Source organism: Hallella multisaccharivorax DSM 17128 (genome assembly GCF_000218235.1).
In the GTDB taxonomy this organism is placed as follows: domain Bacteria; phylum Bacteroidota; class Bacteroidia; order Bacteroidales; family Bacteroidaceae; genus Prevotella; species Prevotella multisaccharivorax.
The window spans coordinates 2,049,751-2,066,666 of the sequence record NZ_GL945017.1; the positions used below are offsets into that span (position 1 = coordinate 2,049,751).

The window sequence follows — 16,916 nt, forward strand, 5'->3', positions numbered from 1 at the left end:
ATAGTCATCTATTAAAAGGTTACTTTAACGCCAGCGTTGAAAATTCTCATTTGAGGATATGTCTGCACATCCGTATCATTTGTCTCAGGGTCTACATATTTCAATTTATCAATAGTAAAAAGATTATAACCACCCACATAGATTCTACAGTTGGTGATACCTACCGATCCAAGCCAGTTCTTTGGCAATGTATAACCAATTTCTATATTTTTTAGTCGCAAAAACGAAGCATTCTTATGCCAAAAGTCAGCATCACCGTAACGAGTACCTAAACGGGGCCACTGGGCATCAGGATTATCTAACGTCCAAGCTTTCTTGGCTGCATCCTCATCAACATTACTGAAGTTGTAGTCAATAAGGGGTGCGTAGTAAAACTTAGCACGAGCCTGCCCTTGAAGTAACATCATAAAATCTAAATTCTTCCACTGGGCATTAAACGTTAGACCGAAAACTATCTGAGGTACTGTAGTAAGATCACAACGTGTACGGTCGTAAGTATCTATCTTGCCATTTCCATCGATATCCTCATAAATAAATTGTCCGAGTGTCGCACCGCTGTATGACGGGTATTTCTGAAGATCGTCTTCCGTACGATAAATGCCAATGACATGATAGTAGAGTCCTGAGCCCATCGGATGACCTGTCTGCTGCAGATATTGATGCTTCTCATCGTATGGCGTCTCATCCATGAACTTAATCTTGTTCTTTGCATACAGGAAGTTGCCTGTAATGCTATACAAGAAATCACCGTTGACGCGATTGCGATGAGAGAGTTGTAGCTCTAATCCTCCATTATTGACCTTACCGATATTCTCATCCGGAAGATTTGTCAAACCTGTATAGGTAGGCACAGAGGCATTACGTGTAACCAGAATATTGGAGCGAGAAGTGTGGAAAAATTCAAGTTCCCATGAGAGCTTGCTATTCCATAGGTCACCATCAATACCAATGTTCCAAGTCTTGGCGACTTCCCAGGTTACGTTAGGGTTACCCACTATGCCAGGAATAATAATATTAGCATCAGCACCGCCAAATTGTGATTTATAAGAGTCTGAAGATGTATAGCTATAAGTAGTCAGATACTGGAAGGCAGCGATATTATCATTACCTTGCTCCCCATAAGAGGCACGCAACTTGAGGTTTGTTAGCCAATTGCCACATGCGTTCTTAATAAATGGTTCTTCGGACAGTCGCCATCCTGCAGACACTCCTGGGAAGAAACCCCATCTATGACCTTTTGCAAAGTTCTCCGAACCATCCCAGCGACAAATAAACGATACCATGTAACGGCTAAGGAAATCATAATTGAACCTACCAAAAAAGCTACGGCGTGCAGTTTCTGTAGCACTTCCGGTGTTTTTCCAGTATTCGTGGTTAGCGGATCCTGCAAATATCTCATCCAAAGCATCTGATCCGAAACGTGATCGTCCGGCAGAAAAGCGGTCAATACGGTACTTGCTCTGCTCCGCACCGAGCATAACCGCAATATGATGGGCCTTTGAGAAGATATGATCATAATTGGCCTGAGCATTGAGTGTCAATCTGTGCCAGCCACGATAGTATTCGTCAAGAGCAGGTGAAGACCAATAAGAATTAGTCATTTCCGTAAACGACTGAGACACCTCATCATATGACCAGTACTGCCATGGTGTCTTCCAGCTCTTCTCGAATGAATTATTCTTATCATAAGCCATGTGCCCTTCTAATGAGAGACCGCTAATCCATTTATCGAGATCTATCTTACCATTTAATGTAGTATTGAGAGAATGAATCTTTGTTCTATCGTATCCTGTAAGATCCTGAACCATGACGACAGGATTGAGACCGCCACGCAAACGTCCGTCTGGGAAGTAAGCTGCACCTGTTGGCTTTGCCCTATACGTCACATAGAAGATTCCATAATCATCACTGGGAAATGCTGAGTAGTTTTTGTTCTGCTCACGAGCCGAAATATCAAAACCAATCTGTAACCAGTCCGTAACATTAAAATCAATATTGGAGCGCAGATTATATTGGATGTAATTTGTGGCACTCTTTCTATAGATTCCGTCCTGATACTGTCCTTCTATTGATGTAAAGTACTTGAAATGATCTGTGCCACCACGCGCTGTGACTCCATACTTATGTTGTAGTGAAACTGGCTTGATGACTTCGTCATACCAATCTGTATTCGGATACATAATTGGATCAGACCCATCAGCATATTTCTGTATCATCTCATCAGTATATGATTGTGGATCTCCCTCAATAGCCTGATCGGCATTGACCGCCTTAGCAAAAGTAACTGCGTCAGCCATTTTCGGCAGACGGGTGGGCTGCTGCATACCCATATCGTATGAGAACTGAATTGTAGGCTTTGCACTTTTCATGCCGCGCTTAGTTGTAACGAGTATGACACCATTGGCAGACCGAGAACCGTAAATAGCTGCACTTGCATCCTTCAATACCGTAACACTCTCAATTTCATCACCTGAGAGCCGACTGAACTCATCGCCGCGACCGGCTATACCATCAATAATAATCAGCGGACTATTGTCACCAAGAGTACTACGACCACGAATATACATGACGGCATCATCTCTTCCCGGCTCGCCTGAACGATTATTAATGATGACACCAGATAGACGTCCAGCAAGCCCTTGAGAGAGGTTGACAGATGAGTTAGCCTCCAATGCTTTACCACTGGTGCTTGTTGTAGAGCCTGTTAACGTTACTTTCCGTTGTGTGCCGTAGCCGACAGCTACCACCTCATTGAGTTCGTTCACTTCATCTGTCAAGGTGATATCCAACCTATCATTTCCATGAATGGCGACCTCACGTGTTCGAAATCCGACATATGTCACGCGAACGACACCATTTGACGGTACATCATCAAGAATGTAGTTGCCATTGATGTCAGTAATAGTACCAGATTCAGAACCTTTTACCATAACCGTGGCACCAACAATCGGTTCACCATTATCGTCTGTGACATTCCCCTTCAGTGTCCGGCGAGTAGCCTTGTCTTTTTTTTGCCCCTGCTGTTGCTCCTTTGCAGATTTAGGGCTGATAATGATTGACTTGCTGCGGATAACGTAGTCTACTCCCTGTCCCTCCAATATCTGGGCTACCACCTCACTGATAGGTTTGTTATTAGCAGTTACACTGACAAGTCTGCTACCTTTAATATCTTTGCTGTTGTACACAAAAGAATAGCCAGAATTCTTTTGCAGCTGGCTCATGGCTGTAGTAACAGATACATTACGCAACGACAGCGTAATACGCTGTGCTCTGACCGAAACAGCTATGCTCAACAGGAATGAAGACACAAAGACCGCTTTGCTTAAGAATAAATTCATAGTTTGTTTTTAAGTTATAGATAATCTAAGTCTTTCTTTGCCAATGAAGGCATTCTGCACCAGCCTGACTACGAATAGTTACGACTGGCCGACTCTAAAAATAATTAGTTTTTTCATAATGGTCTTGTTTTAAGTTATAAGTAAGTTGATATTAATAAATTAAGAGCCCTTTTTTCGTACGTTTATACTTTAATGATTTTGTGGTGGCAAGACTATTCAATACATCGGTAATACTATTAACGCTTCGGTCAAAAGTACCATAGTAACGTCTTTCTGCAGCATTAGCTGTTACGGTAATCCTTACGCCATAATAGCGCTGCAACTGTAAGGCTATCTGTGAGAGCGGCATGTCATTAAAGATAATTTTATTGAGACTTGCCTTACCTCCCGTACAAATCTGACTCTTGTCGACAATCACCTTGCCCGTTGCCTTATCAATAAAGGCCACATCACCTGCCTTCATAAAGACATCGTCCTCACTTCTGACATAGTTATGTAGCGACAGTTCTCCTTCATCGAGCCTAACATTCATTGAGCTTTCTTCAGGATAATCGCGGACCGTAAACTTTGTACCCAAATCCGTGATCTGCATATGCTTCGTGTTGATGATAAATGGCAGGTTGGCATTGTGCTTTACCCGGATATATCCCTCACCAATCATAGATATCATACGGTCAGTAACACCATAACCACGGGTATAAGACAATTTAGATGCCGAGTTTAAAGTTATTTGCGTGCCATCAGGTAGAGTAAAGTCAAGCATTGAGCCATCGGGTACTGAGAGTACAATTACTTGTTCCATCTGGGCGGACTGGCGATGTCTCATTAACAAAGTGGGAAGAGTTGCAATGAGCAAAATTGCAACAGCTGCGACTAACCACCAAAGCCGAGTCCGTTTGGGGTTCACAACACCTACGTATTGCTTAAAGCGTGAATATGCTGCATTCTCATTGTATGAAGTTGCATCATTGATAACATTTGTAGAAAGTGAAATGTCCATTATACGCCTAACCTCATCACGCTGGGCTGAAGAGGCTTTAGCGTAGTTTCTAAGGGTTTCAAAATCTTCATGATTAATGATGCCCTCAACATATTCTTCTACCAACCGGTATATGTCAAGACCTGTTCCCATTCAGTTATAAGTACAAATTTCTGAATGAGAGGGTAGCCAAAATAAGAAAAAAATTAATTCAGAATTTCTTCAATAACCATAACCCAAAAAAGCAGATACTTTGCCATATCTGAAGATAACTGACGCAAGGCCTTCTTCATGTGGTATTTAACTGTATCTATGGATATGCCAAGTTCCGAAGCTATTTCTGAATACTTTTTATTTTCAACACGACTTAACATAAATACATTACGGCACTCTTCTGGCAGACGCTCAACAGCTTCGTGCAGTTTTTCCGTGAATTCTTTCTCAAGTAGTAACCCCAACGGGTGACTTTCATCATCTGTTAGATAGACAAGAAAATCGACGTCCTCCTGGGCTGAAATATTTATATTGCGACTCTGCATACGCCATGCGAGCGACTTGAGGTACTTGAGACACTGGTTACGTACGGCACCAATTAAAAATGCACGCAACTCATGAATCTCAACAATTTCGCGGCGATTCCATAAATCAAACATAACATCGTCTACTATCTCTTCCACCTTACCATGATCGCCAACAATTTGATATGCAAAACGACACAGTAACTCGTAATAATGATTGTAAAGCCACTTGAAAGACTTCAAGTTACCTTCTCGAATTTGGTCAATGAGAATATTATCGTTCAAATATTGCATACAGTATGATGATGTCTGAAATGATCTATCCAAAGTAAAGAGCATTTTCTTCCTCAGAAACAAGCAATGCGGCTAAATCGATGTGTAAGAGAAAGGCTAACAGCTGAAACGGAAATGTAGAGATACAGGATGGATACCCAATGATTGTATCAGAAATAGATTGTTAGTGGCGGGCCTCTTCCAATCCTTGCACCAGGGTGTCACCTTCTGAGACCAGAAACTTCACGCGCACGATGTGCCCCACATCCGTACTCCCGCTACGCTTCAGATGGCGGGTCTTGCCATAGACAAGGGTGTCGCGCTGAGAGGGATAGCTGATGAGCTGAACCCTCTTGTCCGTACTGCCCTGCCCTATATAGAAAATATCCGTACTATCCTTGGCATTCATCAACAATGCGTGTCTGGCACGCACCTTGCGATTGAGCGCGGCCGTGTCAACGGGAGCGAAGACAGAGGCGGCCACCGTATCGCCAGGATCCTGCTTCGGTGCCATCCTGCAAGAAGATAACAACGAGACTCCAGCGCCCATCATCATGGACAGAAACAAGGATGAAAGTAACAGCTTCCTCATCATAATGCCGTTTTTTCATCTAACACAGGGCTTGCTACCTTTGCCAGACCACCTTCACCGGTTTCCTTATAGAGCGAGGGAAGGTCGTGCCCTGTCTGTTTCATCACCTCCACCACGCGGTCGAAACTCACGCGGTGCTTGCCGTCGGAGAAGGAGGCATAGAGATTGCAGTCGAGGGCGCGCGTCGCGGCAAAGGCATTGCGCTCAATACACGGGATCTGCACCAGTCCACACACTGGGTCGCAGGTCATGCCTAGATGGTGCTCCAAGCCCATCTCCGCGGCATACTCTATCTGCGAGGGCGATCCGCCGAAAAGCTGGCAGGCCGCGGCCGACGCCATGGCACAAGCCACGCCGACCTCACCCTGACAACCGACGTCGGCACCTGAAATCGACGCGTTCTCCTTCACGATGTCGCCGATGAGCCCCGCCGTGGCAAGGGCATGCAGAATCTTTTCTTCAGAGAAATTGTGGCCTTTTGACAGATGATAGAGCACTGCCGGCAAGACGCCACAACTGCCGCAAGTCGGCGCCGTAACGATCGTGCCACCCGAAGCATTCTCCTCACTCACCGCCAGTGCATAGGCATAGACCAGCCCACGAGTCTGTAGCGTGGGCTTATAGCCCTTGGCCTTCACATAATAGATTGGGGCCTTGCGCTGTAGGTTCAGAGGACCGGGGAGCCGGCCTTCATGGTTGATACCACGCTCCACACTCGCTTCCATGGCATGCCACACAGTGAGCAGCTCGTCCCAGAAATCAGGTTTCTCGCAGCGTTTCACATATTCCCAATAACCGCAACCGTTGTCATCACACCAGTCACGAATGTCGGCGAGATAGTGCAGATCGTACACATCCGGACTTTCAGGAAGCAACCCCATGGGGTGGTCACCTTCAGAGAGCGCCCCTCCACCGACGGAATAAACAATCCAGTCGTTGATTTGCAGTCCATTGGGATGAAAAGGCAGAAACTCCTCCGGCCTCCATTCGATTTCTACATGTCCGGCAGGCTGGAGCACCTCCTCGATAGCCACGTCCGTCATGTGCCCTTTGCCAGTGGCAGCAAGGCTCCCGTATAGCGTGACATGAAAGTCGGTGATCTCCGGATGGGCTTTCAGATAAATCTGCGCAGCCTTTTGCGGACCCATGGTGTGACTCGACGAGGGTCCTTTCCCGATGCGGTATATCTCTCTCAATGATTTCATACGGCAAAATTAAGCATTTAATCTGACAAGACGTTAGCTTCGCGCAGAAATCTTCTGGAAACGCTCTGTCCAAAAACCATTACGGCGCAAAGGCATTGCCTTTACGCCGTAATCGCACTCCCTCTACAGCGTAATCGCAACGCGTCTACGCCGTAATCGCAACGCCATTACGGCGTAGAGGGAAACCGGTTACTTACTTCTTGTATTTGCAGCAGGACGGAAGCTTGTTGTAGTCCTTGGCGGAGGCCTTGCACTTGTCAGTGTCGTGACCTGCGGCGGCCACAGCCTTCTCGATCTTAATGAGACTGGCCTTGCTGTCGTCAAAGACAACCGTGCACTCCTTCTTACCCTTATTCCAGACTGCAGACAGCACACCGGGCACAGTCTTGACGGCTTTCTGGATGCGCGCCTGGCACATCTCGCATTTGCCATCAGCCTTGAAAGTCTTCTTCACGGTTTTGGCCTGAGCTGAAACGCATAGTGCCATGGCGGCAACAAACATCAATGCAATTTTCTTCATCGTTATTTTCCTTTCGTTAAATACCTGGATCTTGTATTATCCATTAAATCGCCGGCAAAAATATAAAAAAAAGACAACCTGCCATAATTATTCCAATGATTTTTGCTAATTTTGCAAACAATTAAGTCTAGCCGCTGCCTGTCAGCGGCAATAGGAGGGATTATTTACATGCGTCGCCGCACCAGCGCTTTCATCACCATCCTGCTCTTTCTTATCTCGGTTTCGGGGTTGCAGGTCAGCGTTCATTACTGTGGTAATGAGCAGATGTTTGTTGCGGTCAATGGTGTGCCTGTCCATCATTATTCCCATGAAAGCGGAGACTGCTGTCATGGCGGCAAGACCCGTTGCCCCGGCTGCCACAACCATTCCCACTATCTGAAAATACGGGCTCCGTTCTCCGTCGGTCAGGTGGTGAGTTTCCACCCCTGCCTGTCTGACAGTGGATGCCTGTACAGCGGTTTGGCCACCTTGTGGCCGTCCTGTCTGTGGCATGCTCAAATGACCTCCTCACGCGCGTCTTATCATTACGTGCCCCCCGCACCGCCCGGATTGTTGACAGGGCCTCACGGCATGAGGGCACCACCCGTGGCGTGAGCCACTTTCCCCACCCCGCACCCCACTCATCTTTTTTGTTTTTCAACTATAATCCCATGGTAAATAAGATTATAGGCTATTTTCTGCGCAACCGCGTCATTTCGCTGTTCGTGCTGTTGGCTGTCATTCTTGGCGGCCTGACCACCATGCCTTTTGACTGGGGCACTGACAGCATCATTCCGCGAGATCCGGTTGCCGTAGATGCCATACCCAATATTGGAGACAACCAGCAGATTGTCTCCACTGAATGGATGGGGCACTCGCCCATGGACATCCAGGAGCAGATCACCTATCCGCTCACCACATCCCTGCTTGGAATCCCGGGCGTGAAAACCATCCGGTCATCGTCGATGTTCGGCATGTCGTTCATCTATATTATTTTCTCCGACAACGTAGAGTTCTATTGGAGCCGCTCGCGCATCCTTGAGAAGCTCAATTCCCTGCCCGCCGGCCTGCTGCCTGAAGGTGTCAGGCCCACCCTTGGTCCCGATGCCACGGCGCTCGGACAGATATTCTGGTACACTCTTGAAGGCCGCGACCCGAAAACGGGGAAGCCGACAGGAGGCTGGGATCCGCAGGAGTTACGCACCATTCAGGACTATTACGTGCGCTACGGACTCTCTTCAGCCGAGGGCGTTTCTGAAGTAGCCTCGGTGGGCGGCTTTGTCAAGGAGTACCAAGTCGACCTCGATCCCGACGCCATGCGCTCTTACGGCCTGAATCTCATTCAGGTGATGAAGGCCGTAAAAAACTCCAACATCGATGTCGGAGCGGGCACCATGGAGGTCAATCAGGCCGAATACCTCATCCGCGGACTGGGCTATGTGAAGAGATTAGCTGACCTGGAGAACGCCCCCATCACTTCCACGGACGGCGTGCCCGTACGAATCAAGGATGTGGCAAAGGTGAGCTGGGGGCCGGCTGACCGCCGCGGCGGCCTCGATAAAGAAGGGCAGGAAGCCGTGGGCGGCGTAGTCGTAGCGCGCAACGGCAGCAATCCCATGCAGGTTATTAATAATGTAAAGGATAAAATCAAGGAGATGCAGAGCGGCATGCCGGAGAAAGTGCTGCCCGACGGCACCCACTCACGCGTCACTGTCGTGCCTTTCTACGACCGCACACAGCTGATCAAGGAGACCATAGGCACCTTGGAGAGCTCGCTCACCCACGAGGTGCTCATCTGCATCATCGTCGTGCTCATCCTCGTACTCAACCTCCGCGCCTCCGTTGTCATCGCTACAATGCTGCCCTTGGCGGTGCTCTGCACGTTCATTGTGATGAAGCTCTGCGGCGTGGAAGCCAATGTCGTAGCCCTGTCGGGCATTGCCATCGCCATCGGCGTGATGGTGGACGTGGGTGTGGTCTTTATGGAAAACGTGGTGCGGCACGTGCAAAGCGACGACCGCAACCCTGTGACCGGTGAGGTGGTATGGCCGCGTGGCAAGGCCTTGGAAGACACCATCCTCTCTGCCATCAGCGAGGTCAGCTCGGCTGTGATGACGGGAATGGCAACCACCGTCATCTCTTTTCTCCCCGTTTTTGCCATGCAGGCACAGGAAGGCAAGATGTTTCATCCCTTGGCTTTTACCAAAACCTTTGCCCTCCTCTCTGCACTCATCCTCGGTCTCGTCATCCTGCCGACGCTCGCCTATTGGATTTTCTCCCTGCGCATGCCACAGCGGTGGGCCCTGCACCTCTTCCATGGGCGGCCTGCACCCAAGACTGTGAAGATCGGTAAATGGAACATTCAGGTCAACAGCCTGGTTGTGGCTGTTATCGTGCTCTTTTCCACCTACATCCTGACGGAGCACTGGATGCCCCTCGGACCAAAGAATGGCATGCTGCTCAACGTGGGCTTCGTGCTCGCGATCATCGGTGTGGTGCTCGGACTGCTATGGACGATCGTCATCTATTATGAGCGCATTCTGCGGTGGTGCCTTGCTAACCGATGGAAGTTCATAATGGTACCATTGCTCACACTCGCCGCCGGCACCCTGATCTGGAAGCACACCGGCTCCGAATTCATGCCGACACTCGACGAGGGTACCTTCATGCTCATGCCCACCAGCATGCCCCACAGCGGCGTAGAACAGAACCTTCAGCTCTGCCGACAGCTTGACATGCGCGTCAGTGCCATCCCTGAGGTGGAGAGTGCCGTGGGCAAATGGGGCCGCGCAGAGTCGGCACTCGACCCCGCACCCATACAGATGTATGAGGTGACCGTGAACTATCGGCCCGAATACATGCTTGACGACGACGGGCAGCGCGCCCGCTTCAAGACGGACATCCATGGGCGTTTTCTCCTGAAAGGGGGCTCCACCTATGACCCTGCAAAGGGATTCCGCATCATTCCACGCGATTCACTCATACCCTCCTCTCATGGAGAGTATCTCCGTCAGTGGCGCGACAACATCCACAGCGAGGATGATATCTGGGCGGAAATAGAGAAAGTGAGCAACCTCCCCGGCCTGACGGGCTCGCCGAAACTGCAGCCCATCGCCACCCGACAAGTGATGTTGTCCACAGGTATGAAAGCAGCCATGGGTCTGAAAGTCTATGGTCCCGACCTTGAGAGCATTGAGAAGGTAGGCTTGCAGATGGAGAAGGCCCTGAAAGACCTGCCGCAGATCAACCGCTCCTCGGTCTATTACGACCGCGCTGAGGGTGCGCCCTATATCGAAATCACGCCTGACCGTGAGAAGTTAGGGCGCTACGGCATCCAACTCGGCGACGTGCAGAGCGTCATCGAGACTGCTATTGGCGGCATGAATGAGGGCACGACAGTCAACGGGCGCGAACGTTTCCCCATCCGTGTGCGCTATGCCCGCGAGCTGAGAGACCATCCAGACGCCCTCTCCTCGATTCTCGTACCAGCCGCCAATGGTGCGCAGATCCCCCTTGGACAGGTGGCAAGCATCCAGTTTGTGCCGGGCGCGTCGATGATCTCCTCCGAGAACACCTTCCTTGTAGGCTACGTCACCTTCGACAAAAGCAACGCCAGCGAGGCAGAGGTCGACGTGGTCAACGCCGCCAAGAAGCACATTGACGCCCTCGTGGCTGCACACAAGATCAGCCTGCCCAAAGGCGTGAGCTACCGATTTGCGGGCAGTTATGAGCAGCAGGTGCACGCAGCCAAGCGTCTGAGCGTCGTCATCCCTGTGGCATTGCTGCTCATTCTGCTCATCCTTTACTTCCAGTTCAAGAGCGTCACAGCCTCACTCATCCACTTCTCCGGCGTGTTCGTAGCCTTTGCCGGCGGTTTCATTCTGATGTGGCTCTATGGACAACCGTGGTTTCTCAACATCTCCGTGGCGGGTATCAACCTTCGCGACATGTTCGGCATGGGACAAATCAACCTCTCTGTGGCCGTATGGGTTGGCTTTATCGCCCTCTTCGGTGTGGCTACCGACGACGGTGTGCTGATGGGTACATATATCCACCAGACCTTCCTGCATCGCAAGCCACAGAGCAAAGAGGCTATCCGCGAAGCCGTGGTCGAAGCAGGCAAGAAGCGCGTGCGCGCGGCCTGCATGACGGCAGCGACCACGCTCATTGCCCTGCTGCCCGTACTCTCCTCCACCGGAAAGGGCTCCGACATCATGGTGCCAATGAGTATCCCTACCTTCGGCGGCATGTTAATCCAGACCATGACTATGTTTGTAGTGCCCGTACTGCAATGCTGGTGGAGAGAAGGCGCACTAAGGAAAAGTAAAAAGATAAAAAATCATGAAGAATAAAATATTGTGCACAATAGTCCTAATAGGCCTCTTAAGCCTAATAGGCGCATCCAAGGTGATGGCTCAAGACAGTCTATCGACCTACATCGCTGCCGCCATCCGCAACAATCCGGCAGTGATCGGCAGCTATCAAGCCTACAAGGCACAGGTGATGAGCGCCTGTGGAACCGGCGTTCTCGGCGACCCGACGCTCCAGGTGGGCGTTTTCCCAAAGAGCATGCAGCATGTCAACGGCAAGCAGATAGCGATATTCACCATCATGCAAATGTTTCCGTGGTTTGGTACACTCAAGACCGGACGCGAAAACATGGAGTACAAGGCTGAGAGCACTTACCAGAAGTTCCGCGCCGACGGCATAGCGCTCGCCTATGAAGTGCAGCGCCGATGGTACGACATGCTTGCCACGCAGGAGAAAATCAAGGCTGTGAAAGGCAAGTTAGGCTTGCTGGAAGACATCAAGAAGCTGGCACTCCTCACTTACAAAACGGAGATGAGGGCACGCAATGCCAAAATGAGCGACCAGCTGCGCCTCGATGCGGAGGAGCAAAGCCTCAGAGAGCAGGCAGCAAGCCTTGACGACGGGCTGCGCCTACAGCGCCAGCAGTTCAACATCGTGATGCACCGCGAAGCCGACGCGCCTCTTGTCATCCCCGACACCATCATCCTGCGCGAGATGCCCACCTACGCATGGACTGACATCGAGACTGCAGACCCCGTGCTGCAGAAGTCGATAGCCGACGGCAAAGCCTTTGACGCGCAGGAACGACTCGCCGACAAGATGGGGAAACCTACCTTCAGCGTCGGACTGCAATACATGCTCAACGGAAAGGTAAAACGCCCCGTGATGGAGAATATGAACGGCATGGACATGATCATGCCGATGGTAACCGTCTCGTTGCCCATCTATCGCCGGAAGACCAATATGAGCAAAGAAGCGGCAAAACTCAACAAGCTCAGCACCGATGAGACTTACCGCAGCCGCCAGGACGCCCTCAAGAGCGAATACCTCAGCATCGAGCAACGTGCTGCTGACGCCAGGCGCAAGGTGGAACTGTATGACAAGGAGGTGGAAATACTCAACCACACGCTTCAATTGATGAATACAGAATATGCTACGGGTACGACAACGCTCACCGATATCCTCGAGACTAACCGGCAATATATCGACTATGCGCTGAAAAAAGCGGAGGCCTATGCCACCTTCAACACCATCGTAGCTGAATATGAGAAGATGGCAAGCCGCTACGACTACGCCGTCCGCGCGAATACCAAACAATAAAGAGAAGATCTGTTTATGAAAGACATAAAAAGCATTATCAGGCATCACCAGCTCTGGCTGGTGGCGCTCGCCGTTGCCATAGGAGTCGGCATCGGCTACGTGGCCTTCCATGGAGGCAACCACAGCCATACGGAGGCATCGGAGGAAAAGACCATCTGGACCTGCTCCATGGACCCGCAGGTCAGGCAGGACCATCCAGGCAAATGCCCCATCTGTGGAATGGATCTGATTCCGCTGAACAAAGACAGCCATGCTAAGTCGGCAGACATGAACATGAATCCCGACGCCATCACGCTCAGTGATGAGGCAATGGCTCTGGCCAACGTACAGACCGAGACCGTGGGCACCGGCACCACGGCCAAGGAGTTGCGCCTCTTCGGCAAGATCGAGCCCGATGAGCGGCTGGAGCAGGTGCAGAGCGCTTACGTCGACGGTCGTGTGGAGCGGATTTTCATCAACGCCATAGGCGACCGCGTGAGCCGTGGACAGACGTTGGCTGTCATCTACTCGCCGGCACTCTATGCCGCTGAGCAGGAACTCGTACAAGCCCTGGCCTTCCCGATGGCTGACCAGCGGAAGGCACTCGTGGAGGCTGCCGTGGAGAAGCTTGAACTGCTACAGATTGACCGTGCACAGATCAACCGCGTCATCAGGACGAAGAAAGCCTCACCCTATATCACCCTCAAGGCCAACACCAGCGGTACCGTTGTCGACAAGCAGGTGGAGCAAGGCGACTACGTCAAGCAAGGACAGCCTCTCCTGAAAATCGCCAACCTCAACACCGTATGGGCTGTTTTCCAGGCCTATGAGGGCGATCTGCCCTTCGTCAAAGTCGGCTCCACCGTGCGATTCACTACAGAGAGCATGCCAGGCCGATCATTCACCGGCAAGGTGAGCTTTATCGACCCAATCATCGACGACAAGAGCCGCACGGCCGGCGTACGTGTGGTGATGGCCAATCCCAACGGCATCTTCAAGCCACAAATGATTATCTCCGGCTATGCCGCGGCCCGCATGAAGGGCTATGAAAACGACATTGTGGTACCGAAGTCAGCTGTACTGTGGACGGGCAAGCGCAGTGTGGTCTATGTCAAGGACGAAGGCATGTCGCAACCCACCTTCTCTCTGCGCGAAGTAACGCTGGGCCCAAGTCTTCCCGACGCCTATGTCATCACCGGCGGACTGACCGAAGGCGAAACCATCGTGACCAACGGCACCTTTGCCGTTGACGCTTCCGCACAGCTCGCCGGAAAGAAAAGCATGATGAACCGGTAAAGCTTTCAGTGCTCTTCCATCATCATCACTCTGTGACTACGCCGTAATCGCGTCGCCTTTACGCCGTAATCGCAATGCCTTTACGCCGTAATCGCAATGCCTTTACACTGTAATCGCATCGCCTTTACGCCGTAATCGCAATGCCTTTACGCCGTAATCGCAATGCGATTACGGCGTAGAGGCAATGCTGTACCGGAGCATACTCATGCCTCCGATACAGCCCTTTCGTAGGATTCTAAACGGTGAGGTTACTCCTCGTCAGGAATAATGAGCTTGTAGCCCTGACCATGGATATTGATGATCTCCACCTGATCATCGTCCTTAAGATGCTTGCGCAGCTTCGTGATGTAGACATCCATCGAGCGGGCGTTGAAATAGTTGTCATCGATCCAGATGGTGCGCAAGGCGTCATTGCGCTTGAGAATCTCGTTTGCATGTGAGCAGAGCAGTGAGAGCAGCTCATTCTCTTTCGTAGTGAGCTTGGTTTGTTTCTCGCCGATGGTAAGCAGCTGCTTCTGCGTATCAAACGTATACTTACCAATTTTGTATTTCGTACTCTCGCGATTCTTCTTTCCTTTCACGCGGCGAAGGATTGCCTCGACACGCTTCACAAGTTCTTCCATCGAGAAAGGCTTAGTGATATAGTCATCGGCACCTTTGTCAAAACCTTCCAAAACATCCTCCTTCTGCACACGGGCTGTAAGGAAGATGATAGGTACCTGCGAATTGATCTGACGAATCTCGCCGGCCAGCGTGAAACCATCCTTCTTTGGCATCATGACATCAAGGATGCAGATGTCGTACTTATCCTTCTGAAACTCACGGAAACCAACTTCGCCGTCAGGGCAAAGCACAGCGTCAAAGCCCTTGGCAATGAGGTATTCGCACAACAATGTTCCGAGGTTCTCGTCGTCTTCACAAAGCAAAATTTTTGTCTTTTCTTCCATAATATATTCAGTTTAAATAATTTATTGTCTGTTATCCATCTGTTCAACTTTAACAATCCGGTCTATTCATCGTGGATCACCGGCAATTTAATGGTGAACGTAGAGCCTTTGCCGTATTCACTTTCTACCTTGATTTCACCGTCATGAAGGTCCACCACCTTCTTCACATAAGCCAGACCGAGTCCAAATCCCTTCACATCATGAACATTTCCCGTCCCTACACGATAGAATTTCTCAAAGATCTTCTTCAAATCATCTTTCTTAATGCCTTTGCCGGTATCATGCACCGAGAGGCAAAGCCACTTGTCATCATTCCACGTCTTAAGGAAAATGCTGACAGGTTGATCCGGCTTACGGTATTTCACAGCGTTGTCCATCAAATTGAAAATGACATTCTGGAAGTTGACTTCATCCACATAAATGGTAGAATCAACGGCGCCAATGTCCACGTTGATTTGTCCGCCTGTATGCTCCACGCGCAGAGAGAAGCTATTGGCAATGGACTCAACCATCTCGTTAAGGTCAAGATGTTTCTTCTTGAACGAAGACTTCTTGCGGTCGAACATGGACATTTGCAGTACCTTCTCTACAAGGAAGCGGAGCCGCTTTGTCTCATCGGTGATAACACCCACCAAATGCTTGGTCATCTTCTCAGACTTTGCCACCGTGTCATCGTTGAGCATCTGTGTGGCAAGCGATATGCTGGCGATAGGAGTCTTGAGCTCATGTGTCATATTATTGACAAAATCGTTCTTGATCTCATTATAACGCTTCTGTCGAAAAACAATGGCAAGCGTGATAATGAATGTCACCAACAATATCAGCGTAAAGAATACACTGGGTATCATAAACTTGATGCTGGAGAAGATATAACTGTTGATGTCAGGGAAATGAACCCTCACCACGCCCATCTTCGACGAGGGGTCATTGCGAAAGAGCACTTGGGTGTAAGTAAACTCTGAGCCCTCGTCCGTGTAATCTGGACAACGGTACACCTCACGCCCATCTTGAGTAGTCACTGTAAAATGGTAGGGGATGTTCACGCCATTGTTGATGAGTTCTGCCTTGATATCCTGGTCAAGTATCTTAAAGTTGACGCGCTCTTTCAAAGGCTTGTCCGAGGCAGAGTAAAGCATATTCATTACTACCTCATCAAGCAAGGCCTTCTGGTAGACATACCTGTTTTTCACTATCTCCTGCAGCGAACGACTGGCCTCATTATTTGAATTCTGGTCGTTGATCAAAATCATAGCCTTCGGCATTTTAACAGGATTGGCTGCTTTTGTCTTCATACGAAAGGTAAGGTAACTGGAGCCACGGAACGCGGAAGTGGTCTGATGTGAACTGCTGTCAAAGCCTTCTGCCGAAGTGCTAAAAGGATTATCGTCCTTATGTCCCGACTTCAGTTCAGCCTCTCTGACGTCCCTTTCAAGATACCGCAACGTCTCATTCAGCTCCAAATTACGGGCAGCCTGATAGAGGGCACGATTCACACTTTCGTCAAACTGCTCCTTTTTCATATTTGCCATCTCACGGATATATGTGAGCTGCAAGAAGAGTAGGATTACGAAGGAAATCCCCATAATGACGGCTATCGTCCATATCGTCTTCTTCTTCATGCCGCAAAGATAGCAATTAACTTAATCGGTTAACACTTGG

12 protein-coding genes are annotated in these 16,916 nt (G+C 49.9%); 4 read left to right on the forward strand and 8 right to left on the reverse strand.

Annotated features, from left to right (window positions below):
- Positions 1-11: 11 nt before the first annotated feature.
- The 6 genes from PREMU_RS08815 to PREMU_RS08840 form a co-directional block, all read right to left on the reverse strand.
- Positions 12-3,338: a TonB-dependent receptor gene (locus PREMU_RS08815; RefSeq protein ID WP_007574625.1), complete on the reverse strand. Its 3,327-nt coding sequence runs from the start codon at positions 3,336-3,338 to the stop codon at positions 12-14.
- A gap of 151 nt (positions 3,339-3,489) precedes the next feature.
- Positions 3,490-4,470 carry a FecR family protein gene (locus tag PREMU_RS08820; protein WP_007574626.1) on the reverse strand — a complete coding sequence of 327 codons (981 nt, stop codon included), beginning with the start codon at positions 4,468-4,470 and terminating at the stop codon, positions 3,490-3,492.
- Between the two features lie 53 nt (positions 4,471-4,523).
- Positions 4,524-5,129, reverse strand: a complete 606-nt coding sequence (locus PREMU_RS08825; RefSeq protein ID WP_007574628.1) for an RNA polymerase sigma-70 factor — start codon at positions 5,127-5,129, stop codon at positions 4,524-4,526.
- Between the two features lie 163 nt (positions 5,130-5,292).
- Positions 5,293-5,703, reverse strand: coding sequence for a hypothetical protein (locus PREMU_RS08830; protein WP_007574630.1), 411 nt, complete (start codon positions 5,701-5,703; stop codon positions 5,293-5,295).
- Positions 5,700-6,905, reverse strand: a complete 1,206-nt coding sequence (locus PREMU_RS08835) for an L-serine ammonia-lyase, iron-sulfur-dependent, subunit alpha (protein WP_007574632.1) — start codon at positions 6,903-6,905, stop codon at positions 5,700-5,702. The genes PREMU_RS08830 and PREMU_RS08835 overlap by 4 nt, the downstream gene beginning before the upstream one ends.
- 193 nt (positions 6,906-7,098) lie before the next feature.
- Positions 7,099-7,425, reverse strand: a complete 327-nt coding sequence (locus tag PREMU_RS08840) for a heavy-metal-associated domain-containing protein (RefSeq protein ID WP_007574634.1) — start codon at positions 7,423-7,425, stop codon at positions 7,099-7,101.
- 168 nt (positions 7,426-7,593) lie between these two features.
- Between PREMU_RS08840 and PREMU_RS15985 the strand changes: the two genes are divergently transcribed.
- From PREMU_RS15985 to PREMU_RS08860, 4 genes are read left to right on the forward strand one after another with little or no spacing between them, the layout of a single operon-like run.
- Entirely contained in the window at positions 7,594-8,019 is a 426-nt protein-coding gene (locus tag PREMU_RS15985; protein ID WP_419185121.1) for an HYC_CC_PP family protein, read from the forward strand.
- 56 nt (positions 8,020-8,075) lie between these two features.
- The gene (locus tag PREMU_RS08850; RefSeq protein ID WP_007574638.1) at positions 8,076-11,756 is read left to right on the forward strand and encodes an efflux RND transporter permease subunit; all 3,681 of its coding nucleotides are present in this window, start codon (positions 8,076-8,078) and stop codon (positions 11,754-11,756) included.
- Positions 11,746-13,035: a TolC family protein gene (locus PREMU_RS08855; protein ID WP_007574640.1), complete on the forward strand. Its 1,290-nt coding sequence runs from the start codon at positions 11,746-11,748 to the stop codon at positions 13,033-13,035. The genes PREMU_RS08850 and PREMU_RS08855 overlap by 11 nt, the downstream gene beginning before the upstream one ends.
- Positions 13,036-13,050: 15 nt before the next feature.
- Positions 13,051-14,310 carry an efflux RND transporter periplasmic adaptor subunit gene (locus tag PREMU_RS08860; protein WP_007574642.1) on the forward strand — a complete coding sequence of 420 codons (1,260 nt, stop codon included), beginning with the start codon at positions 13,051-13,053 and terminating at the stop codon, positions 14,308-14,310.
- 248 nt (positions 14,311-14,558) lie between these two features.
- Here the strand turns inward: PREMU_RS08860 and rprY are convergent, their stop codons facing one another.
- Positions 14,559-15,257 carry a response regulator transcription factor RprY gene (rprY, locus tag PREMU_RS08865; RefSeq protein WP_007574644.1) on the reverse strand — a complete coding sequence of 233 codons (699 nt, stop codon included), beginning with the start codon at positions 15,255-15,257 and terminating at the stop codon, positions 14,559-14,561.
- A 62-nt stretch (positions 15,258-15,319) separates the two neighbouring features.
- Complete coding sequence (locus tag PREMU_RS08870) at positions 15,320-16,876, reverse strand: sensor histidine kinase (protein ID WP_007574646.1); 1,557 nt, start codon at positions 16,874-16,876, stop codon at positions 15,320-15,322.
- Between the last annotated feature and the right edge of the window lie 40 nt (positions 16,877-16,916).

Bases quoted from the DNA above. Each gene is read 5' to 3' on its own strand.
- PREMU_RS08855 (WP_007574640.1), top strand. From the start codon at position 11,746: ATGAAGAATAAAATATTGTGCACAATAGTCCTAATAGGCCTCTTAAGC.
- PREMU_RS08820 (WP_007574626.1), bottom strand. From the start codon at position 4,470: ATGGGAACAGGTCTTGACATATACCGGTTGGTAGAAGAATATGTTGAG.
- PREMU_RS08850 (WP_007574638.1), top strand. From the start codon at position 8,076: ATGGTAAATAAGATTATAGGCTATTTTCTGCGCAACCGCGTCATTTCG.
- PREMU_RS08870 (WP_007574646.1), bottom strand. From the start codon at position 16,876: ATGAAGAAGAAGACGATATGGACGATAGCCGTCATTATGGGGATTTCC.
- PREMU_RS15985 (WP_419185121.1), top strand. From the start codon at position 7,594: ATGCGTCGCCGCACCAGCGCTTTCATCACCATCCTGCTCTTTCTTATC.
- PREMU_RS08825 (WP_007574628.1), bottom strand. From the start codon at position 5,129: ATGCAATATTTGAACGATAATATTCTCATTGACCAAATTCGAGAAGGT.
- rprY (WP_007574644.1), bottom strand. From the start codon at position 15,257: ATGGAAGAAAAGACAAAAATTTTGCTTTGTGAAGACGACGAGAACCTC.
- PREMU_RS08835 (WP_007574632.1), bottom strand. From the start codon at position 6,905: ATGAAATCATTGAGAGAGATATACCGCATCGGGAAAGGACCCTCGTCG.
- PREMU_RS08830 (WP_007574630.1), bottom strand. From the start codon at position 5,703: ATGATGAGGAAGCTGTTACTTTCATCCTTGTTTCTGTCCATGATGATG.
- PREMU_RS08840 (WP_007574634.1), bottom strand. From the start codon at position 7,425: ATGAAGAAAATTGCATTGATGTTTGTTGCCGCCATGGCACTATGCGTT.
- PREMU_RS08860 (WP_007574642.1), top strand. From the start codon at position 13,051: ATGAAAGACATAAAAAGCATTATCAGGCATCACCAGCTCTGGCTGGTG.
- PREMU_RS08815 (WP_007574625.1), bottom strand. From the start codon at position 3,338: ATGAATTTATTCTTAAGCAAAGCGGTCTTTGTGTCTTCATTCCTGTTG.